Here is a 17,877-nt window from a genome sequence, read left to right on the forward strand (position 1 = left end):
GACGATATGGACAGATCATGGCGCAGGATGGACATGCCCCCTTCACCGTCGCGTTCCTGCTGGTCCCGGGCTTCGCGCTGATGTCCTACGCGGCGGCGGTCGAGCCGCTCAGGGCGGCCAACGCGCTGTCGGGGCGGACGCTCTATCGCTGGTCGCATGTCGCGCCGCGCGGTGGGGCCGTCGAAAGTTCCGGTGGGCTGAGCGTGCCCTGCGCGCAGGACGCGGGAAGCGAGCCGCCGGCGGCGGACCTGATCCTCGTCTGCGCCGGCGGCGACCCCATAGCCTTCGACGACGCCCGCGCCTTCGGCTGGCTCAGGCTCGCCGCCCGGCGGGGGCTGGCGCTGGGGGGCGTCTCGGGCGGGCCGGCGATCCTTGCGCGCGCCGGCGTGATGGCGGGGCGGCGGATGACGGTGCACTGGGAGCACGCCGACGCGCTCGCCGCGCATGATCCGTCGCTGCTGCTCGCGCGGCAGGCCTTCGTGCGCGACCGCGACCGGCTGACCTGCGCCGGCGGCGCCGCGGCGCTCGACATGATGCTGTCGCTGATCGCGGAGCGGCAGGGCGCGGGCTTCGCGCGCAGGGTCGGCGACTGGTTCGTGCACCTGTCGATCCGCCCCGCCGAGGGCGCGCAGACGCCCGGCGCGGCGGCGAGGCTGGGCCTGAAGGACGGCGCCCTGGCCGAGACCGTGCGCCTGATGGAGAGCCATCTCGCCGACCCGCTGCCGCCGGAGACGCTGGCGCGGCTGGCGGGGCTGTCGCGGCGTCAGCTCGACCGCCACTGCGTCGCCGCCACCGGGCGCACCGTCGCCGCGCTCTATCGAGACCTGCGCCTCGACGCGGCGCGGGATATGGCGCGCAGCGTCGAACTCTCCGCCGCCGCGCTGGCCGAGGCGACGGGGTTTGCCGGCGCAGGCCATTTCGCGGCCGCCTATCGCCGGCGCTTCGGCGTGCGGCCGGGCCGGCCGTCCGCGTAGCCGCCGGCGATGATCCGGCGCCATCGACATGCGCCCATGCCGGTCGGCGCGGATGTCTCGACAGAGCGGGTTGCAGGGATCGACGCCTGTTTCTCCCCGGCCGCGCCGCGACCTTCGGCGCGGGAATGACCCTCGCGGCGCAGGATGGGCGGCAGGTTCCGACGCTCGGCGCGGCGCAGGGCGCCCATGCGAGCCTCGCCCTCGCGGATCTCGGCGCGATGGCGCAGACCGGACCGCGCGGGTCCACGCCATGGACCGAGGGCGCGCCGGTACGGTCCGGCCCGCGCATTGTCGAGGCGCTCCGCCTCCATGGGGCAGCCGCAGCCGCAGCCGAGACGGCGTCGGCGGACGCGATCGACGGCTACGCGGCGCGCGTCCCGATGGCCGGGATCCTGCAGCGCTACCCGGTTCTCGCCATACGCGCCGGCGCCGGACCCCTGTCGCGGCGCGACAGGGGTCCGGCGCCGGCGATCTTCGAAGTCGACCGCCTCCCCGAAGGCGACCGCGCGATGGCGCGCCCCTGCGCCGTCCAACGGCTCGCCTGACCCGAGGCGGTCTGAGGCGACGCGGAGGCCGGGCGCTTCAGGCCGCCGAACGCTCCGCCGCGGCGAGCCCGATCGGGAACGCCGCGGTGAAGGTCGACCCCTCGCCGACCCTGCTCCGCACCTCCACTCGACCGCCGTGCAGGGCGAGGAAATGCGTGATCAGGTGCAGACCCAGCCCGGTTCCGGGTCTGCCCGACGCCGTGGAGGCGCGGAAGAATCGCTGGGAGAGCTGCGCCACCTCGTCCTCGGGGATGCCCACGCCGCTATCGGTGACGCCGATGCGGAATTCGCCGGCGTCGTCGTCGCGCCGCGTCTCCAGGAGGATCCGCCCGCCGTCGTCCGAATACTTGGCCGCGTTCGACAGCAGGTTGGAGACGACCTGGCGCAGCAGGACGGGGTCGCAGACCGCCTTCTCGCACTCGGGGGCGAGCCGGGTGCGGACGGTTCGCTCCGGGTTCATGTCGGCCGTCGCGCCCGCGAGTTCTGCGCAGAGCGCGTTCAGCGCCATCGGCTCCGGGCGGCACTCGATCTGGCCCTCCTCGTAGCGCGCGGCGGTCAGGATGCTCTCGATGAGTTCGATCAGCCGGCCGACCGACACGCGGATGTCGCGGCACCGCTCGTGGAAATAGACCGCTCCGCCGGGCGGCAGATCGCGGGCGGCGCGACGCGAGAGCTGGCGGGCGCGACCGTCCATGATGCTGAGCGGCGTGCGGAACTCGTGGCTCACCATGGCGACGAACTGGCGCTGGAGCCGCGAGTTGGCCTGCTCTGCCTCGAGCCGTTCGGCGAGCGAGGCGGCTTCGGCGTCGCTCTGGGCTGCGCGGCGCTCGGCCTCGAGCAACGCCGTCACGTCGCTGTTGACGCCGATCATCCTGATCGGCGCGCCGCGCGCGTCGCGCACCGCTTCGCCGCGCGACCGCCACCAGCGCCACGACCCGTCGGCGTGGCGGATGCGATAGGTGATGTCGTAACGTGCGTCGTCGCGAAGCAGCGCCTCGATGGCCGCCTGCGCCGTGGGCCAGTCGTCGGGATGGATGCGCGGTCGCCAGAAGTTCCCGGCGCAGTCCCACAGGGCCTCATTGCAGCGACGGAAGAACGTCCAGAGGCTGCCGGCGTCGCCGCCCCGCTTCACCTCCTCCACGGTCAACCCCAGCAGGGTCAGGTTCCGCGGGCTGTGAAAGACCTGGTTGCTCGCGAGATCCCAGTCGAAGACGCCGTCCGACGCGGCCTCGATCGCCGTGACATAGCGCCGTTCGCTGCGGGCGAGCGAGTCGATCCGCCGCGCCGTCACGATCAGGAGCGCCAGGGCGGACATCACGAACCCCGCCGCCGACAGCGTGAGCCGGTTCCACGCCAGGGCGAGGGCGGCGTCGATTTCGGCGGATCGCAGCGTCCTGTAATGCGCCATTGCGGCGTCCAGCCCGAAGAAGGCGCTCGCCGTCTCGCGGGCCTCGACGGCGAGCGACACATAGCGCGCCGGCGGCGCCCCGGCCGCGATGAGGCTGTCGCCGAATTCTGTCAGGGTCGTGAGCCTCGCCTTCAGCGTGGGCCAGTCGGCGAGGCCGTCCGGCAGATCCGCGCGATAGTCCGACGCCTCGCCCTCTTGCGACAGCCACCAGTCGCGGCGGACGAAGAGCGCGTCGAGATTGGCGCTCATCCGCTGGAAATCCGCGTCGTCGCCGGTGCGGGCGTATCGCTCGGCCGAGACTGCGAGGTTCAGCGCCTCGGCGTTCGTCCGCATGGCGGAGCCGCCGGTGTCGTCGGCGGTCATCTCCGCGAGGTCGAGCGTAAGCCTGGCGACGTCGCCGAAGGAGGTCCACGTGGCCGCCGCGCATCCGGCGACGATCGCCGTCGCGAACACCAGGTAGCGATGACGCTGAAGGAGTGCGGAGACCGCGCGCCACCAATTCCGCACGATCAAGCCGCCCACAACACGCTCCCCAAGCCCATGCGCCGCCGATGTCTAAGGCAGGCGACTTTAAGGCAAGGTTTCCGCTGTTGCGCCGCAACGACTTCCCGCCGGCTGGACGGCGAGGGCCGCTCTCTTCGGCATGGGCCATGCCGCTCTGCCTCGCCCAGGCTCATTTGTGGGGCGGGAGGGCGGCGGCGCGGGAGGGCGCGCGCGGCGCCCTCCCGCCGGCGCAGGTCATTCCAGCCGGTTGCGCTCGTAGGAATGCGTCTCGTGCCTGGCGCCGTGGTAGATGGCGGCGAGGCAGACCACGATCGACAGCAGCAGGAAAAGGCCGGGCGTGACGCCGCCGGCCCCGGTGAAGATGGCGGTTGCGCCTTCCCAGGCGGTGATGGGCGAACCCATGGCGATGCTCCTTCGGTTTGAGGGGACGCCCGGGCGAGACAGGTCCGGCCGGGCTGTTCCGGGGGCGGGCGCGCGGCCGCGCGCCCGCGGTCGACCCCGCTGGGGTCACTCGGCCGGCGTGGCCGCCCGGCCCGCGGGCAGGGCGTCGAACCAGCCGTCCGGGTAGGCGGCGACCGGCACCTTGGCCTTGTCCATGCCCATCAGCTCGGCCTTCTCGGGGATGCGCAGCGCGCCCATCGTCTTCATGACCCAGGAGACGCCGAAGCCGGGGACGAAGCCGAGCAGCGCCATGGAGGCCGCGCCGATCAGCTGGCCCATGAAGTTGGTGTCGGGCGCTCCCTCGGGGGTGTTCGGATAGCCCGCGGCGAACACGCCGAACGCCAGCACGCCGAACAGCCCGCCGCCGCCGTGCACCGCCACCGCGCCCACCGCGTCGTCGATGCGGAACTTCACCAGCAGCTTGTCGATCTGCGGCACGATCGCGCCGCCCGCCACGCCGAGCAGGAAGGCCAGGGGCGGGTAATAGAGGTCGAGGCCCGGGGCCGCGGCGAAGATGCCGGCCAGCGCGCCCGACATCATCCAGAACGGGTCGCGCGTGGCGATCCAGCCGCCCATGATGCCGCCGGCGAAGCACATCAGCGTGTTGAAGGCGACGGCGGAAAGCGTGGTCGGGTTGCCGAAGATCGAGACCCACTGGCCGTTGCCGGCGTAGATGATGCAGCCGCCGAGGAAGCCGAAGAAGCCGACGATCAGCAGCATCAGCCCGAACACCGCGAAGGGCAGGTTGTGCGGGCTGAGGTCGTTCGCCGAGCCGTCCGGGTTGAACTTGCCGATGCGCGGCCCGAGGTTCATCAGCACGCCGAGTGCGAAGAAGCCCGCGATCATGTGCACGCATCCCGCGGCGCCGAAATCGTGCCAGCCCCATTCGGTCAGCAGCCAGCCGCTCCCGTGCCAGGCCCAGGAGGCGCCGAGGATCCACGCCACCGAACCCAGCACGACGGCCAGGACGATGAACGCCGAGAGGCGGATGCGCTCGATCACGGAGCCCGACAGGATCGAGGCGGTGGTGGCGGCGAACAGCGCGAAAGCGCCCCAGAACACGCCGGTGGCGTTGTCGGAGAGGTTCGGCCCCATCGCCATGTCCCATGGCCGGCCCGCGGCGCCTGCCTCGAAGTCGGGGACGAACCCGTTCGGGAACGCGAGGTAGATCCACCAGCCGAAGAAGAAGAAGGTCGGAATGATGAACGCCAGAGCGAGGATGTTCTTGATGCCCGAGGCCAGCACGTTCTTCTTGCGCGACGCGCCCATTTCATAGGCGAGAAAGCCCGCGTGGATCGCGAACATGAACGCGATGCACCACCAGTAGTAGACTTCCATGTTGATCGTCGTCGTCCAGCCGGCGCCCTCCTCGAGCGCCGCGACCTTCGCCGTCAATTCTGCGATCTGTTGCTCCATCACACTCTCCTGTCGCGCGGCGCGTTCCGAGACGCTTCGGGGCCGGGCATTTTCCTTGGAGGACAAACAATCTTCTATGAGGAAACCCATCGCGAGGTGTTTCACACTCGGAAGCAACAGTTGCCTGCCACATGCCAATCATATTCGCCGTATCGCTTATTTTTCAGGCAGCAGAATGCGGCTCTGCGTCAGATACCTCGCATGGCTGCGATCCGGCATATGCGCCAGGCTTGGAGGCGCAGTGATTCGGTTAGTCTGCGCCGCACTCATGATTTCCTGTTGATAAATATTTTCGTATCAGATGAAACTGCCCGCGCAGGGGGATGGAGGCGCGACGTGGCCGCAGGCAGGAAGTCAGCATCGACAGGCGACGGCCCGGCGCAGGTCCATGTCGGCATCTTCGACTTCACCGGCGCCTTCCGCGAGAAGCGGTTGTCCGCTGCAGAGCACGCCCGCGCCCGCGCCCGGGGCTGGCGCTTCATCGACTGCCTGCCATTCTGGATGCACGACGAGACCTGCTTCGCCGAGCGCGGCTTCGTCGATGAGGCCGTGACGCTCGACGACGGGCTGCGCCCCTACCCGTTCGAGCCCGACGCGGCGCTCGCGATCGCCGACTACGCCGGCCCCTCGGCGGCGATCTCGCCCCGCCCCGCGCTCAAGGCCATGGCGGCAAAGGCCGCGGAAATGGGGTTGGAGACGGCCTGCGGCTTCGAGTTCGAGACGATCTTCCTCGCCGAGGACGGCGCGTCTCTGCGCGCCAAGGGCTGGCGCGACCTGACCCCGGCGCTGCCGCACAACCGTTGCTGGTCGGGCCAGGCGCCGGCCGCCGACGCCGGTTTCCTCACCGAGATCCATGACGGCCTGCGCGCCGCGGGCATAGACCTCGCCCATCACTGCATGGAGCTGGGGCCGGGCTGCGTCGAATACAGCCTCGGCCCCTCGCCGATCGTGAAGGCCGCCGACGACGCGGCGCTGTTCAAGATCTTCACCAAGGCGATGGCGCGCAGGCGCGGCATGACCGCCAGCTTCATGGCGCAGCTCGACGCGGGTTATCCGGGGCTCTGTGGCCACCTGTCGATCTCGCTGACCGACCGCAAGGGCCGCCCTGCGCTCGCCGACCCGAAGGCCAGGGACGGGCTGAGCGCGCTGGGCCGCGCCTTCCTCGGCGGGATCGTGAAGCTGACGCCCGAGCTGATGGCGATGTTCGCGCCCACGGTGAACGCCTACCGCCGCCTGCGCCCCGGCAACTGGGCGCCGCGCTCGGCGACCTGGGGGATCGGCAACTATTCCTGCGGCGTGCGCGTGGTGACGACCTCGCCGGAGGAGACGCGGCTGGAGTTCCGCCTGCCCGGCGCCGACGTCGCACCTCACACCGCCGCCGCGATGATGCTCGGCGCCGGCCTCTGGGGCGTGGAGAACGGCGCCGACCCCGGCCCGCCGACGACGGGCAACGGCCGCCTCGCGCCCGTGCCCGACGAACAGGCGCTGCCGACCTCGCTGGAGGAGGCCGGAAGGCGCCTCAAGGGCTCCGCCGCCGCCCGCGCGCTCTTCGGAGACGCCTTCACGGACCACTACGCGGCCTACGTCGCCGCCGAGGCCGCCGCCTTCCACGCCCATGTCGCGGCCTACGAGCGGGCCCGTTATCTGGAGACGCTGTGATGACCGATCTCGAAGCCTTCGTCGAAGCCCCCGGCCGCCATGAGCATGTCGCCGAGGTGCGCCGCATGATCGACGCGCTCGGGATCGAGTATCTCTACCTGCAGTTCGTCTCGGTGAACGGGCGGATCATGGGCAAGGGCATCCCGTCGGACCATTGGGAAGCCATCGCCGCCAAGGGCTTCCAGCTCGTCTACGGCGCCACGATGAACCTATTCGTCAACCGCCATGGCGATTATCTCGGCTACGGCCCCGAGGCGGCGGAGCTCATCGGCATCCCCGAGCCCGAAACCTTCTGCCAGCTCCCGTGGGACAAGCGGGTGGCGCGCGTCTGGTGCACGCTGTTCCGCAACCGCGAGGAGCGCGAGGACCCCGGCGCCTTCCTCACCGCCGACTGCCGCGGCAACCTGTGCCGCCAGCACGCCGCCTTCACCGCCAAGACCGGCCTGCACATGCGCACCGGCGTCGAGCCGGAGATGATGTGGCTGAAGAAGGACGAGGCCGGAAACCCGAATGGCGGCGTCACCAAGCCGTGGTGCTACCACATCGACCAGTTCGAGATGCTGCGCCCGGTCTACATGCAGGTCATCAAGTACGGCCGCGCCATGGGCCTCGACATGATCCAGGGCGATCACGAGGACGCGCCCGGCCAGATCGAGCTCAACTTCACCTATGACGACGCGCTGCGCACCGCCGACCGGCTCAGCACCTACCGGCAGATCTGCGCCCAGGTGGCGCGCGAGCACGGGCTGATCGCCTGCTTCATGTGCAAGCCCTTCATGGGCGTCTCGGCCAACGGCTGCCACCACAACCTCTCGCTCTGGCGCGGCGGCGAGGACAAGCCGAAGACCCTCGGCAAGACCGACCGCGCGGCGATGGAGGCGGTGTTCCACTACCGCCATGGCGGCGAGAACACCTTCGAGCCGGAGGGCGCCGACCGGCAGATGCCGGGCGTCGTCGGCCAGCACGCCATCGGCGGGATCGTCGCCCATCTCGACGCGCTGACCGCCATCGGCTGCTCCACCGTCAACAGCTACCGCCGGCTGTGGGACACGGGCTTCTGGGCGCCGGTGTTCAAGGACTGGGGCTTCCAGAACCGCACCACCGGACTGCGCATCTCGGCGCCCGGGCGCTTCGAGTTCCGCTCGGTCGATTCGATGGTGAACCCCTATCTGATGGCGTCGGCGCTGATGCGCGCCATCGAGCACGGGCTCGACGATGCGATCCCGTGCGGCGAGCCCGAGGAGCGCAACATCTATGCCGCCATGGAGGCCGGCAAGCTGGTCCAGAAGCTCCCGATGACGCTGGGCGACGCGCTGAAGGCGCTCTCGGCCGACGAAATCCTCAAGGAAGCCCTGCCCGGTGAGATGTTCCGCCTCTATCATGAGTACAAGACTGACGAGTGGGAGCGCTTCAACCACGACGTCTCCGACTGGGACGTGAAGACCTACCTCCACGCGCTGCCCTGAGGCGGCGCCAGAACCGGGAGGCCCGCGATGGACGCGATCCACGATGCCGCGCGCGACGCAGCGCCCTTCATCGACCTCGCCGACCCGCGGCTCTCGCTCAGGGCCGGGAGCGTGGCGGCGGCGCGGCGCGAGAGCTGGTTCGCGCGCACGCCCTACGGCCTCGCGGTGCTGCGGCACCGGGAGATGGGCGAGCTGCTGCTGCACCGCTCATTGAGGCAGGGCAGCCACGCATGGCCCGCCCACAACAAGATCGGCGGCCCCTTCGCGGAGTGGTGGTCGCGCTCGATCATCAGCCAGGAAGGCGCCGACCACAGCCGACTGCGTCGGCTGGTGAACCCCGCCTTCGCGCCGCGCCTGCTGGACGCCATGCGCCCGAGATTCGAAGCGATGGCGGCGCAGCTCGCCGACGCCTTCGCGCCGGCGGGGCGTTGCGACTTCATGGCCGAGTTCGCCGACCCCTACGCGACGCGGGTGCTCTGTCTCATGCTTGGCCTCCCACAGGAGGCGGCGCCGGAGATCCTGCGCTACGCCGCCGACATGGGGCTCGCGCTCGGCGTGGAGTGGCGCAAGCACGCCGAGCGCGTCGACGCCGCCACCGATGCGCTCTTCGCCTACGCCGACGAGGCCATCGCCGAGCGCCGGGCGCGGCCCCGCGACGACTTCATGACGGCGCTGGTGCAGGCGCGCGACGGCGGCGACCGGCTCGACGAGGGCGAACTGCGCGACATGGTGGTGATGCTGGTGATGGCCGGCATCGACACCACGCGAAACCAGCTCGGTCTCGGCATGGCGCTGTTTCTCGACCACCCCGACCAGTGGGCGCTGCTGGCGCGAGAACCCGAGCGCGCCCGTGCGGCGGTGGAGGAGGTGATGCGCGCGCGCCCGACCATCACCTGGGTCACGCGCGAGGCGGTGGAGGACTTCGAATATCAGGGTCTCGCGATCCGCACCGGGGAGACGCTGCATCTGCTCTCGGGCGTCGCGGCGGGCGAGGAGGGCGTGTTCGCGCCCGGCTTCGACATCACGGCGGAGCGCGCGCGCCATTTCGGCTTCGGCGGCGGCGTCCACCACTGCCTCGGCCACGCCATCGCCCGCAGCGACATGGCCGTGGCCTTCGCCGTCCTGCCCCTCCGGATGCCGAACCCGCGCGCGGACGGCCCCGCCGAATGGCTGCCCGACAGCGGCAACACCGGTCCCGTCAGCCTGCCGGTGACGTTCGACGCAGGGTGAAGCCCCGCCAGACGCTTGCGCAGGCGGATCCTGCAGGACCGGCGCGCGGCGGCATTGTCGGGTATCCGCGGAAGGCGGCCGGTGGACCGAAGGCGCATCGCTCGACCCTTGGCCCGTGCGACCAGCACGGGCCGCGCCCTCCCTCCCCCAAGGGAGGGCGCATTGCAACGCCTCAACCCGCTGCGCCGTCGAAGTTGTTTGCGCCATAAACCGCGCCGCTCAGCCGTCGCGAAGCGCCCACCCGAGGGAGGGCGCGGCCCTCGTCGCTCAGCGGCGCCGCAGGGCGGATGGCTGAAATCCCGCGCACAACTGCCTTTCGCGCGGTGGCGGGGCAGGGTGCGCGCAGCCACGCTCAGGCGGGGGCCATGTCCTGCGCCTCGTCCAGCAGCTTCTTGACCTCGGAGCCCTGGTAGCGGGCGATGTCGTCCTGATATTTCAGCAGCGCGCCCAGCGTGTCGGTCACCGCCTGCGGGTCGAGCGCCAGAACGTCAAGCGCCACGAGGCACTTCGCCCAGTCGATCGTCTCCGCCACGCCCGGCTTCTTGAACAGGTCCTCGGTGCGCAGGCGCTGCACGAAGGCCACCACCTCGCGCGAGAGCCGCTCGGAGGCCTCGGGCGCCCGCTTGTGGAGGATCTCCAGTTCGCGGCTCATGCTGGGGTAGTCGACCCAGTGGTAGAGGCAGCGCCGCTTGAGCGCGTCATGCACCTCGCGCGTGCGGTTGGAGGTCAGGATCACGATGGGCGGCTCGGGCGCCTTGATGACGCCGAGTTCGGGGATCGTCACCTGGAAGTCGCTCAGCGCCTCCAGCAGGAACGCCTCGAACGGCTCGTCGGTGCGGTCGAGCTCGTCGATCAGCAGCACCGGGGCGCCGCCGGGTTGGGGCGACATCGCCTCCAGCAGCGGGCGGCGGGTGAGGAAACGCTCGGAGAACAGGTCCTTGGCCAGCGCGTCGCGATCCCGGTCGCCGCCCGCTTCCGCCAGCCTTATCTCCACCATCTGCGCGGGAAAATTCCACTCGTAGACTGCAGAGGCCGCGTCCAGTCCCTCGTAGCACTGGAGCCGGATTAGCCGCCGGCCCAGGCTCGCCGCCAGCGCCTTGGCGATCTCGGTCTTGCCGACCCCGGCCTCGCCCTCCAGAAACAGGGGCCGCCCGAGCTTGAGCGCGAGGAACACCACCGTTGCGAGGTCACGGCCGCAGACGTAGCCGGCCTCCGCGAGCATCGCCTGCGCGGCGTCGATGGAGGCGGGGAGCGGCTTCGTCGCGGGGGCGGTCGATGGGGCGGTCACTGGGGCTGTCTCCGGCGTCGGGTCGCCTGCACACAAGGCTTCCCGGCGCAGGAAATCAACCCCGCGCGCCCTGGCGACGGTCGCGGCGCGCGTGTGTCGCCCGTCATCGCCCGCGCGGCGCGAACGGCGATATGCTAGGCTCGCTGAGCAGGAACATGCGGATTCCCGGCGACGGAGGGCCACGCGATGCTGGAGCGGCTCAAGGCCTACAAGGAGTTCATTGCGATCCTGCTGTTCTTCGCAGGCGGGTTCGCGTGGATGGAGCGAACCTATCTGTCGCGCGACTCGCTCTCGGGCGTCGAGCGCCAGCTCGCCGGTCTGGACGCGCGGCTCGCCGAGCACGCCCGCATCGAGGATGTCCAGACCCTCTCGTGCCTGCTCAACGCCTACATGCTGCTGACCCAGCGCCAGATGCGCGCGATGGACGTCGAGCGCATGATCGCCGAGAACACCCGCGCCCTCACCGCGCCCTTCGAAGCCGTGGCCGAAGCGGCGCGGTCCCCCGCCATGATGATCGAATTCGAGCGCAAGCAGGACGAACTTGGGGCCCTGCGCGCCGAACGCCGCGCGCTGCGCCAGGCGATGGCCGACACGACCGACCGGCTGGAGCGCCACGAATGCGGCCGGCTCGGCGCATGAGCGGCCCGTTCCGCCCCCTCGCCGCGGCGCTCGCGGCCGCGCTCGCCTGCGCCGCTCCGGCGGCGGCGCAGAAGCCGGCGGCGCCGCTCGACCTTTCCCCCGACCCCGCGCTCGGCGCGATCATCGAGCAGAACCTGCGCACCCGCGGCCTGGCGATCGCGGCGCCGCGCACGCCGCTCGCGCCCGGCGAGATGCGCAGCATCGGCGTCGCGCCGCCGCTGCCGGACCCCAAGCCGCGGAACCTCGTCCTCGGCGCCGACCGGCCCGCGCGCATCTGGCTCCATGTCAGCACGCCGGCCCAGTGGCCCGAGGCCGCCGGGCTGGTACCCCATGTCGGCGACAGCCTCGCGCTGGCGAAAGGAGAGCGTGCGCTCGCCATGCAGTCGATCCAGCGCGTCGACGGCGGGCCGGCCACGCCGGAAGTGCGCTATTTCCTGGCTGAGGACAGAGAGACCGCCGAGGCGCTGGCGGCGCGGCTGGCGCCCTTCCTGCCGGGCGTTCGCGCCGCGGACTACAGCGCCGACTTCGCGGGGGTGAGCTGGATCGACCCCGGCCACATCGAGGTCTGGTTCAGCCGCTGACGCGCCGGCCGGGGCGTCAGAAGCCCAGCGCGATCACGGCGGCCGCCATGCTGGCCACGGCCGCCATGCCGAGAGCGGCGACGTCGCGGAAGCTTGGCGAGAAAACGTCGCCGGGGAACAGGTAGGCGCCCGCCATGAGCGTCAGGGACACGCAGAGCGCGCCCCAGGCCACGGTGGTCACGATCCTGCGCCTGTCATGGGTCATCAATCACCTCTCGCCGCCCCGGAAGGCCCCCGCCGATTCTGCAGCAGGCCCTCGCGGCATGGGTCTCAAGTAGCAGAGAGGGCGTGGTCTCGATACAAACTAGATTAACCCTGCGCGCATCCCGCGCCGTCGCCGCGGCGGCGGACCGCGATGATGCGGAGGCTTCGCGCCCTGATTGTGGCGGTCGCCGCCCGGAAGCGGCCGGGGGAACCAGAGCGGCGGCTCCGACGTTGCTGCGTCAGACACATCCGTATGGAGCCGACAGAATGAAAACCCTTTTCGCCCTGCTGACGGCGCTCGGCGCGCTGTCCGTCGCCGCCTGCAACACCGTCGAAGGCGCCGGGCGGGACATTTCGGCCGGCGGCGAGGCCGTGTCCGACACCGCCCGCGATGTCGAGACCGAGATCTCGCAGTAATTTCAGGTCATATTGAGGGATATGCGATCATGGACATGCAGAAGTCGCGAGCCGCTTCGGCGGAGGCCGATCTTGGAACGCTCTCCCGCGAGGTCGACGGCCTGCGCCGCGACGTCGCCGCGATCCTGTCGCGGCTGACGGCCGGGGCCGGGGAGAGCGCCGGGAAGCTCGGCGCCGATCTGGGCGGGGTGGCGGACGAGGCGACGCGGCTGGCCGACCGCAAGGGCCGCGAGACGCGCGTCGCCGTGGAGCGGACGATTCGCGACAATCCGCTGACCGCGCTCGGCGTGGCCGCCGGCGTGGGCCTGCTCGTCGGCCTCATCTCGAGGCGCTGAGGCGTGGCGGTCCGCTGGCTGGAGCTTGCCGCGCGGGCCGGCGGACTCTCGACCGCCGCCATCGCCGCCCGCGTCGCGCTCATGGGCGGCGCGGGTCTCGCCGCGACGGCTGGGCTCGCGCTGCTCGGCGTGGCGCTGTTTATCGAGATCGAGACCGTCCACGGAGCGCAGACGGCGCGACTCACGCTCGGGCTGGGGCTTCTTGGCGCGGCCCTCGGCCTGGCCGGCGCCGCCCGGTTTCTCAGGCGGCGCCGACGGCGCGACATGACGCAGGCGCAGGCGCGACTGCGCGCTGAAATGGACGTAGCCCAGGCGAAGGCGCTGCGCGGAGCCTCGCTGGCCGGGCCGGTCTTCGCCTTCGCCGCGGCCTTTCTCGCCGCCCGCCGCTGAGCCTCTCGCGACCTGCCCGAAAATGAATCGCCGCGTCTCAAGCGAGACGCGGCGATCTTCATGCGCATGGCGGACCGCGACGGATCGCGGCGACGTGGGTCAGGACGCCGCGAGCGACCGCAGCATCCAGGCCGATTTCTCGTGGAACGCCGAACGCCCGACCGCCAGATCCTCGCTGACGATGTCGCCGGCCTCGCCCGCCGCTTCGGCCATGCGGTGCATCCGCCGCGCGAGCGTCTCATGATCCTGCGCCAGCTCCTCGATCATGGCGCCGGCGCTCGACGCCTCGCCATTCTCGCGGATCTCGCTGCGGTCGAGCATCGCGCGCACGTTGGACGGCGCCAGCGCGCCAAGCGCCCGCATGCGCTCGGCCATCACGTCGGCGGCCTCGAACATGTCGCCGTAATGCTCCTCTGTCATCTCGTGGATGGCGTGAAACAGCGGGCCCATGACGTTCCAGTGGACGCCGTGGGTCTTGATCATCAGCAGATACGTGTCGGCGAGACAGTCGGCGAGCGCGCCCGCGACCGCCTTGCGATGCTCCACGCCGATCTTCGGATCATGCGGCCTCGAAACCACGTCGAGGGCCGCAGGCTGGGCGTGCGTGTTCATGGTCGCTCCTTGTCGTTCGGGTTCATGCGCTCGTCGCGCATGTCCATGAAACGCGCCGGCGCGGCGCGGGTTCCTGTTCCCCGCATGACGTCATGGAACCGCGGGGCGGCGCAGCGCATTGATCTTGTGCGCCACCAGACCGGAGGGGACCATGCTGAACTGGGCCATCGCGTTTCTGATCGTCGCCGTCATCGCCGGCGTTCTTGGCTTCGGCGGCATCGCCGCCGCCTCTGCGGAAATCGCCAAGATCATCTTCTTCATCTTCATCGTCCTGTTCGCCATCGCGCTGCTGGCGAACGCGCTTCGCGGGCGCAGGCCGCCGCTCTGACCGGCAGGCCATCGTCCTGCTGCTCGGACCATGTGTTCGGACAGAGGCGGCGCTTCAGCTTGACGCGCATCCTGGCGCCGCGCTTCGCAGCGCCGCGCTTCGCAGCGCCGCGCGGAAAGCGGCCGCCCGCGTCAGGGCGCGGGCGGCCGCGAGGGTGTCGGGATCAGCCCTCGTAGTTCGGCATCGTCTTCAGGCGCTCGAGCGAGGCGTTCACCCGCGCGCGATAGTCGTCGCCGTCACTCTCGCGGAGGATGTCGACCTCCTCGAACGGCATCTCGACCCGGTGCTCGCCCATGCCGAGGAACCCGCCGACGTCGAGCACGACGGACCGAACCTCGCCGCCGTCGGTCAGCACGATGTCGCTGATCTCGCCGATGTCGTCGTCGTTCGCCCCATGGACCCGCACGCCTTCGAGTTCCTCGGCGGTCAGACCGGCCTTCTCGACCGTCATCCAGCCGTCCGACATGGCGTGCCCGGCCGTCTCGCGCCCGGCGTCCCGGTTCATCGCCGAGTTCATCGTGCCGACGCGGGCCGCATCGTCCCCGAATTCGGGCGCATCCTCGAGCATCTGGCGCGAGCGGTCGACGACGATGCGGAAGTCCTCGCCCTCGTCGCGCATCAGGAAGTTGAGCGCGCTCATCTCAAGGCCGACCGGCTTCTCGCCGATGCCCAGGAACCCGCCCACGTCCACCAGCACGCCGCGCACTTCGCCGTCGCGCGAAACGATCAGATCGTTGATCTCGCCGATGTCCGACCACACGGCGTCGGCGCTCTCGGCATAGGTCGCGGCGTCACCCTCGAAGTCGGCCGCCTCGACCCGCGCGCCGATGAGCTCGGACGCCATCATCTCGCCGCTCGAAACGGCGGTCACATAGCCGCCCTGCGTCTGCGCCGCGCCAGCGCCGCCTATGAGGCCGACAAGCGCAGTGGTGATCAAAAGACGTTTCATGTTGTTCTCCTGCTGTGAAGCGCGCCAGCAGCGCCGGCGCCCTCATGATGGTGAACATATTCACGAACAATAAGTTCCATTGCCGCGCATATTTTGTCGATTATATTTCTTTATAGCGGATGAAACCGAATATCTAATGCTTACCTGACGTAATGATTTAGAATGCATAGACGCCAGGTCCGGAATTGGACACAGTCACGCGTCGTCATGCGCGACGCCGCCGTAGCGCGTCGAGGCAGGCGCCTCGTCGGGTTCGTCGGTGCGCTCGGCGGCGCCGTACTCCAGCGCCGTGACCGCCTCTCCGACCCGCCGACGCTCGGCGTCGTCGGCCGCGTGCGCGCGCCATCTCTGCAGCGCCGCCAGACGCGTCTCGTAGGGCGCGTCGATGGCGTCCACGATCTCTAGCGGCGCATCGAACAGCGCGCCGGGCGCGCGGCCGCTCCCGCGCGCCGCCTCCTCGACACGGTCGCGCGCCCCGCCCCCGGCGGTCATCCGACCACCAGCGCGGCGGCGATGAGCGCAACGACGGCCAGCAGCATGCTCCAGCCCAGAATGCGCCACACGCCCTCGGGCCGGCCATGACGCCCGCCCACCGTCTCGGGGCTCTCGCCTTTCTCGCGGAGATGTTTCGGAATGTCGTCCATGCCGTGCTCCCTGAATGTGCATGGTCGAAACGCGCAACCGCGCGCGCCGTTCCAGCCCCTGAAGCAGGCGCGGCGCCCGCCCTGCGCCCGCCCTGCGCCCGCCCTGCGATGGAACCCGCACGGACGGCCGGCGTTTCCCAACCGTCACGGCTTGTGACGCGCAGGCATGGGAGCAGTCGATGAACTGGGATCAGATCGCAGGCAACTGGAAGCAGATGAAGGGCGCCATCCGCACCCAGTGGGGCAAGCTGACCGACGACGAGATCGACCAGATCGAGGGCGATCGCGAGGTTCTCGTCGGCAAGCTTCAGGAGAAGTACGGGATGGCGCGCGCAGAGGCCGAGCGTCAGGTGGACGACTGGCGCGACGCGTCCTGACGCCTGAACCGCATGCGCAACATGCGAACGGTCGCGCCTCGCGCGGCCGTTTCGCGTCAGGCGCTCCGGCGCGCGGCGCGGCGGTCAGCTCTTATGGCGCCGGCTCTCTCGGGTCGCGCGCTCTAGGGGCGCGCGCTTTTGGGGGCCGGCGGCGAGGCGCAGCGCGAAGGCGCGCAGGAAGATCAGCGCCGGCGTCGCGATCAGCGCCCCCGCCGCGCCCCACAGCCACGCCCCGAAGGCGATGGCGAGAAATATCGCCAGCGCGCTGACCTTCACCTGCCGCCCGATCAGGCCCGGCGTCAGCCAGTATCCCTCGATCGTGTTCAGCAGCGCCAGCGCCGCCACCGGCGCCAGCGCCGCGTCGACGCTCAGCGTGTTCGTGAGCTGCACGGTGAAGACGGCGGCGTTGACGAGCACCGGGCCGAGATAGGGCATGTAGTTGAACAGCGTCATCGCCGCGCCCCACAGCATCGCGTTCGGCACGTCGAGCGCCCAGAACGCCGCCGCCGTCGCCACGCCGAGACAGATGTTCACGATGGTGATCGCGAAGAGATATGTGGAGACCTGCAGCCTCACGTCGCGCATCGCGCGCCCCAGAGCGCGGCGCGTCGCCGTCCGCTGCGCCGACCACAGCACGAGCCGCGCGATGCGCGACCGCTCCGCGAGCAGGAAGAACGTCAGGAACACGCAATAGGCCGCCGCGCCGACCAGCGCGGGGGTCGCCATGGCGGTGTCGGTGACGAGGCGGCGGCCCGACTCCACCAGCGAACCGCTTTCGTCGCCGCCCTCCCCTGAACTCGGGGCGCCGCCGAGCTGCGCCATCTCCGCCTCGAAGCGGCGCACGATGTACTCCAGCCGCCGGACGATGTCGGGCGCCTCCGAGGCCAGCGCCTCGAATCGCGGCGCCAGCACATAGGCGACCGCCGCCAGCGCGCCGAGGCCCCCGAACACCAGCACGAAGGCCGTCGCCGCCCTCTGCGCGCCGATGCGCTCGCAGGCCCGCGCGACCGGCGCGAGGCTGACCGCGACGAGCCCCGCCAGGACGGTGGGGATCGCGAAGATCCGCGCCTGCGACAGCGCCGCCGTGACGACGACGACGGCGATCAGCGCCAGCGCGACCGCCGCTGCGGACGCCGCGTCGGCCGACGCGCCCTGTCCGCTGGATACCCCATGCCCACCCCATCGCAGGACGCCGCGCATCATTGCGGCGTCGGGCGGCGGCGCAGGGCCGGACGCAGGGCCGGACGCGGGGCCAGACGCGGGGCCGGACGCGGGGCCGGACGCGGCGTCCGCCGCCTGCGACGCCGCTTGAGGGGCCCCGGGCCGCTCCGGCGCGCCGCTCACGCCGCGCGCCCCGGGGAGCGTGGCGCGGCGGGCGCGCCTGCGCGCAGGCGCCGCGCCTCGTTCTCAGCCGTCACCGCACACCTCCATCGCTGCGCGGCGGATGCGCGCCGCGCGTTCAAGGCCGTC

At 70.9% G+C, this 17,877-nt stretch carries 22 protein-coding genes; 12 read left to right on the forward strand and 10 right to left on the reverse strand.

What is annotated here, in order from left to right; genetic code table 11:
* Window positions 1-17 precede the first annotated feature (17 nt).
* Together BLW43_RS12665 and BLW43_RS12670 are read left to right on the forward strand one after the other, a co-directional pair.
* Complete coding sequence (locus tag BLW43_RS12665; protein WP_093253988.1) at window positions 18-974, forward strand: GlxA family transcriptional regulator; 957 nt, start codon at window positions 18-20, stop codon at window positions 972-974.
* 125 nt (window positions 975-1,099) lie between these two features.
* Window positions 1,100-1,519 (forward strand): hypothetical protein, encoded by a 420-nt coding sequence (locus tag BLW43_RS12670; protein WP_093253989.1) that lies wholly within the window; start codon window positions 1,100-1,102, stop codon window positions 1,517-1,519.
* Window positions 1,520-1,556: 37 nt separating this feature from the next.
* On the opposite strand, the gene BLW43_RS12675 is transcribed toward BLW43_RS12670, so the two are convergent.
* The 3 genes from BLW43_RS12675 to BLW43_RS12680 all read right to left on the reverse strand — a co-directional run bounded on the left by BLW43_RS12675 (window position 1,557) and on the right by BLW43_RS12680 (window position 5,288).
* Window positions 1,557-3,449, reverse strand: a complete 1,893-nt coding sequence (locus tag BLW43_RS12675; RefSeq protein WP_093253991.1) for a sensor histidine kinase — start codon at window positions 3,447-3,449, stop codon at window positions 1,557-1,559.
* 216 nt (window positions 3,450-3,665) lie between these two features.
* Window positions 3,666-3,833: a hypothetical protein gene (locus BLW43_RS23545; protein WP_175478882.1), complete on the reverse strand. Its 168-nt coding sequence runs from the start codon at window positions 3,831-3,833 to the stop codon at window positions 3,666-3,668.
* A gap of 105 nt (window positions 3,834-3,938) precedes the next feature.
* Window positions 3,939-5,288: an ammonium transporter gene (locus BLW43_RS12680; RefSeq protein WP_093253992.1), complete on the reverse strand. Its 1,350-nt coding sequence runs from the start codon at window positions 5,286-5,288 to the stop codon at window positions 3,939-3,941.
* 336 nt (window positions 5,289-5,624) lie between these two features.
* Between BLW43_RS12680 and BLW43_RS12685 the strand changes: the two genes are divergently transcribed.
* From BLW43_RS12685 to BLW43_RS12695, 3 genes are read left to right on the forward strand one after another with little or no spacing between them, the layout of a single operon-like run.
* Window positions 5,625-6,947: a type I glutamate--ammonia ligase gene (locus BLW43_RS12685; protein ID WP_175478883.1), complete on the forward strand. Its 1,323-nt coding sequence runs from the start codon at window positions 5,625-5,627 to the stop codon at window positions 6,945-6,947.
* Entirely contained in the window at window positions 6,947-8,413 is a 1,467-nt protein-coding gene (locus BLW43_RS12690; RefSeq protein WP_093253994.1) for a glutamine synthetase family protein, read from the forward strand. Before BLW43_RS12685 ends, BLW43_RS12690 begins: the two co-directional genes overlap by 1 nt.
* A 27-nt stretch (window positions 8,414-8,440) precedes the next feature.
* The gene (locus BLW43_RS12695; RefSeq protein ID WP_093253996.1) at window positions 8,441-9,643 is read left to right on the forward strand and encodes a cytochrome P450; all 1,203 of its coding nucleotides are present in this window, start codon (window positions 8,441-8,443) and stop codon (window positions 9,641-9,643) included.
* Window positions 9,644-9,995: 352 nt separating this feature from the next.
* Here BLW43_RS12695 and BLW43_RS12700 read toward each other — a convergent pair whose 3' ends face one another.
* Window positions 9,996-10,865: an AAA family ATPase gene (locus tag BLW43_RS12700; RefSeq protein ID WP_093254141.1), complete on the reverse strand. Its 870-nt coding sequence runs from the start codon at window positions 10,863-10,865 to the stop codon at window positions 9,996-9,998.
* A gap of 252 nt (window positions 10,866-11,117) precedes the next feature.
* On the opposite strand from BLW43_RS12700, the gene BLW43_RS12705 reads away from it, so the two are divergent.
* On the forward strand, window positions 11,118-11,570 hold the full coding sequence (locus BLW43_RS12705) for a hypothetical protein (protein ID WP_093253997.1): 453 nt from the start codon (window positions 11,118-11,120) through the stop codon (window positions 11,568-11,570).
* The gene (locus BLW43_RS12710) at window positions 11,549-12,151 is read left to right on the forward strand and encodes a hypothetical protein (RefSeq protein WP_093253998.1); all 603 of its coding nucleotides are present in this window, start codon (window positions 11,549-11,551) and stop codon (window positions 12,149-12,151) included. Before BLW43_RS12705 ends, BLW43_RS12710 begins: the two co-directional genes overlap by 22 nt.
* Before the next feature lie 16 nt (window positions 12,152-12,167).
* Here the strand turns inward: BLW43_RS12710 and BLW43_RS12715 are convergent, their stop codons facing one another.
* Window positions 12,168-12,356, reverse strand: a complete 189-nt coding sequence (locus BLW43_RS12715) for a hypothetical protein (RefSeq protein ID WP_093254000.1) — start codon at window positions 12,354-12,356, stop codon at window positions 12,168-12,170.
* Window positions 12,357-12,622: 266 nt separating this feature from the next.
* On the opposite strand from BLW43_RS12715, the gene BLW43_RS12720 reads away from it, so the two are divergent.
* From BLW43_RS12720 to BLW43_RS12730, 3 genes are read left to right on the forward strand one after another with little or no spacing between them, the layout of a single operon-like run.
* Window positions 12,623-12,772, forward strand: a complete 150-nt coding sequence (locus BLW43_RS12720) for an entericidin A/B family lipoprotein (RefSeq protein WP_093254002.1) — start codon at window positions 12,623-12,625, stop codon at window positions 12,770-12,772.
* Window positions 12,773-12,801: 29 nt separating this feature from the next.
* The gene (locus BLW43_RS23550) at window positions 12,802-13,107 is read left to right on the forward strand and encodes an ElaB/YgaM/YqjD family protein (RefSeq protein ID WP_093254003.1); all 306 of its coding nucleotides are present in this window, start codon (window positions 12,802-12,804) and stop codon (window positions 13,105-13,107) included.
* 3 nt (window positions 13,108-13,110) lie between these two features.
* Entirely contained in the window at window positions 13,111-13,497 is a 387-nt protein-coding gene (locus tag BLW43_RS12730) for a hypothetical protein (protein ID WP_093254005.1), read from the forward strand.
* Between the two features lie 99 nt (window positions 13,498-13,596).
* Here the strand turns inward: BLW43_RS12730 and BLW43_RS12735 are convergent, their stop codons facing one another.
* Window positions 13,597-14,109, reverse strand: a complete 513-nt coding sequence (locus tag BLW43_RS12735; RefSeq protein ID WP_093254006.1) for a Dps family protein — start codon at window positions 14,107-14,109, stop codon at window positions 13,597-13,599.
* Window positions 14,110-14,260: 151 nt separating this feature from the next.
* Between BLW43_RS12735 and BLW43_RS12740 the strand changes: the two genes are divergently transcribed.
* Entirely contained in the window at window positions 14,261-14,437 is a 177-nt protein-coding gene (locus BLW43_RS12740) for a DUF1328 domain-containing protein (protein WP_093254007.1), read from the forward strand.
* Between the two features lie 163 nt (window positions 14,438-14,600).
* Here the strand turns inward: BLW43_RS12740 and BLW43_RS12745 are convergent, their stop codons facing one another.
* From BLW43_RS12745 to BLW43_RS23555, 3 genes are all read right to left on the reverse strand, one after another.
* Window positions 14,601-15,386 carry a PRC-barrel domain-containing protein gene (locus BLW43_RS12745; protein ID WP_093254008.1) on the reverse strand — a complete coding sequence of 262 codons (786 nt, stop codon included), beginning with the start codon at window positions 15,384-15,386 and terminating at the stop codon, window positions 14,601-14,603.
* A 195-nt stretch (window positions 15,387-15,581) separates the two neighbouring features.
* Complete coding sequence (locus BLW43_RS12750; protein ID WP_093254010.1) at window positions 15,582-15,878, reverse strand: hypothetical protein; 297 nt, start codon at window positions 15,876-15,878, stop codon at window positions 15,582-15,584.
* Window positions 15,875-16,030: a hypothetical protein gene (locus BLW43_RS23555; protein WP_175478884.1), complete on the reverse strand. Its 156-nt coding sequence runs from the start codon at window positions 16,028-16,030 to the stop codon at window positions 15,875-15,877. The genes BLW43_RS12750 and BLW43_RS23555 overlap by 4 nt, the downstream gene beginning before the upstream one ends.
* 179 nt (window positions 16,031-16,209) lie before the next feature.
* On the opposite strand from BLW43_RS23555, the gene BLW43_RS12755 reads away from it, so the two are divergent.
* Window positions 16,210-16,407 (forward strand): CsbD family protein, encoded by a 198-nt coding sequence (locus BLW43_RS12755; protein WP_093254011.1) that lies wholly within the window; start codon window positions 16,210-16,212, stop codon window positions 16,405-16,407.
* An 84-nt stretch (window positions 16,408-16,491) separates the two neighbouring features.
* Here the strand turns inward: BLW43_RS12755 and BLW43_RS12760 are convergent, their stop codons facing one another.
* Window positions 16,492-17,610, reverse strand: coding sequence for an AI-2E family transporter (locus BLW43_RS12760; RefSeq protein WP_093254012.1), 1,119 nt, complete (start codon window positions 17,608-17,610; stop codon window positions 16,492-16,494).
* Between the last annotated feature and the right edge of the window lie 267 nt (window positions 17,611-17,877).

This window comes from Rubrimonas cliftonensis (assembly GCF_900107585.1).
Lineage (GTDB): Bacteria > Pseudomonadota > Alphaproteobacteria > Rhodobacterales > Rhodobacteraceae > Rubrimonas > Rubrimonas cliftonensis.

What these genes read in the sequence shown, in the direction of transcription:
- BLW43_RS12665 (WP_093253988.1), top strand. Translation starts at nt 18, where the DNA reads ATGGCGCAGGATGGACATGCCCCCTTCACCGTCGCGTTCCTGCTGGTC.
- BLW43_RS12670 (WP_093253989.1), top strand. Translation starts at nt 1,100, where the DNA reads ATGACCCTCGCGGCGCAGGATGGGCGGCAGGTTCCGACGCTCGGCGCG.
- BLW43_RS23545 (WP_175478882.1), bottom strand. Translation starts at nt 3,833, where the DNA reads ATGGGTTCGCCCATCACCGCCTGGGAAGGCGCAACCGCCATCTTCACC.
- BLW43_RS12680 (WP_093253992.1), bottom strand. Translation starts at nt 5,288, where the DNA reads ATGGAGCAACAGATCGCAGAATTGACGGCGAAGGTCGCGGCGCTCGAG.
- BLW43_RS12690 (WP_093253994.1), top strand. Translation starts at nt 6,947, where the DNA reads ATGACCGATCTCGAAGCCTTCGTCGAAGCCCCCGGCCGCCATGAGCAT.
- BLW43_RS12695 (WP_093253996.1), top strand. Translation starts at nt 8,441, where the DNA reads ATGGACGCGATCCACGATGCCGCGCGCGACGCAGCGCCCTTCATCGAC.
- BLW43_RS12700 (WP_093254141.1), bottom strand. Translation starts at nt 10,865, where the DNA reads ATGCTCGCGGAGGCCGGCTACGTCTGCGGCCGTGACCTCGCAACGGTG.
- BLW43_RS12705 (WP_093253997.1), top strand. Translation starts at nt 11,118, where the DNA reads ATGCTGGAGCGGCTCAAGGCCTACAAGGAGTTCATTGCGATCCTGCTG.
- BLW43_RS12710 (WP_093253998.1), top strand. Translation starts at nt 11,549, where the DNA reads ATGCGGCCGGCTCGGCGCATGAGCGGCCCGTTCCGCCCCCTCGCCGCG.
- BLW43_RS12715 (WP_093254000.1), bottom strand. Translation starts at nt 12,356, where the DNA reads ATGACCCATGACAGGCGCAGGATCGTGACCACCGTGGCCTGGGGCGCG.
- BLW43_RS12720 (WP_093254002.1), top strand. Translation starts at nt 12,623, where the DNA reads ATGAAAACCCTTTTCGCCCTGCTGACGGCGCTCGGCGCGCTGTCCGTC.
- BLW43_RS23550 (WP_093254003.1), top strand. Translation starts at nt 12,802, where the DNA reads ATGGACATGCAGAAGTCGCGAGCCGCTTCGGCGGAGGCCGATCTTGGA.
- BLW43_RS12735 (WP_093254006.1), bottom strand. Translation starts at nt 14,109, where the DNA reads ATGAACACGCACGCCCAGCCTGCGGCCCTCGACGTGGTTTCGAGGCCG.
- BLW43_RS12740 (WP_093254007.1), top strand. Translation starts at nt 14,261, where the DNA reads ATGCTGAACTGGGCCATCGCGTTTCTGATCGTCGCCGTCATCGCCGGC.
- BLW43_RS12745 (WP_093254008.1), bottom strand. Translation starts at nt 15,386, where the DNA reads ATGAAACGTCTTTTGATCACCACTGCGCTTGTCGGCCTCATAGGCGGC.
- BLW43_RS12750 (WP_093254010.1), bottom strand. Translation starts at nt 15,878, where the DNA reads ATGACCGCCGGGGGCGGGGCGCGCGACCGTGTCGAGGAGGCGGCGCGC.
- BLW43_RS23555 (WP_175478884.1), bottom strand. Translation starts at nt 16,030, where the DNA reads ATGGACGACATTCCGAAACATCTCCGCGAGAAAGGCGAGAGCCCCGAG.
- BLW43_RS12755 (WP_093254011.1), top strand. Translation starts at nt 16,210, where the DNA reads ATGAACTGGGATCAGATCGCAGGCAACTGGAAGCAGATGAAGGGCGCC.
- BLW43_RS12760 (WP_093254012.1), bottom strand. Translation starts at nt 17,610, where the DNA reads ATGATGCGCGGCGTCCTGCGATGGGGTGGGCATGGGGTATCCAGCGGA.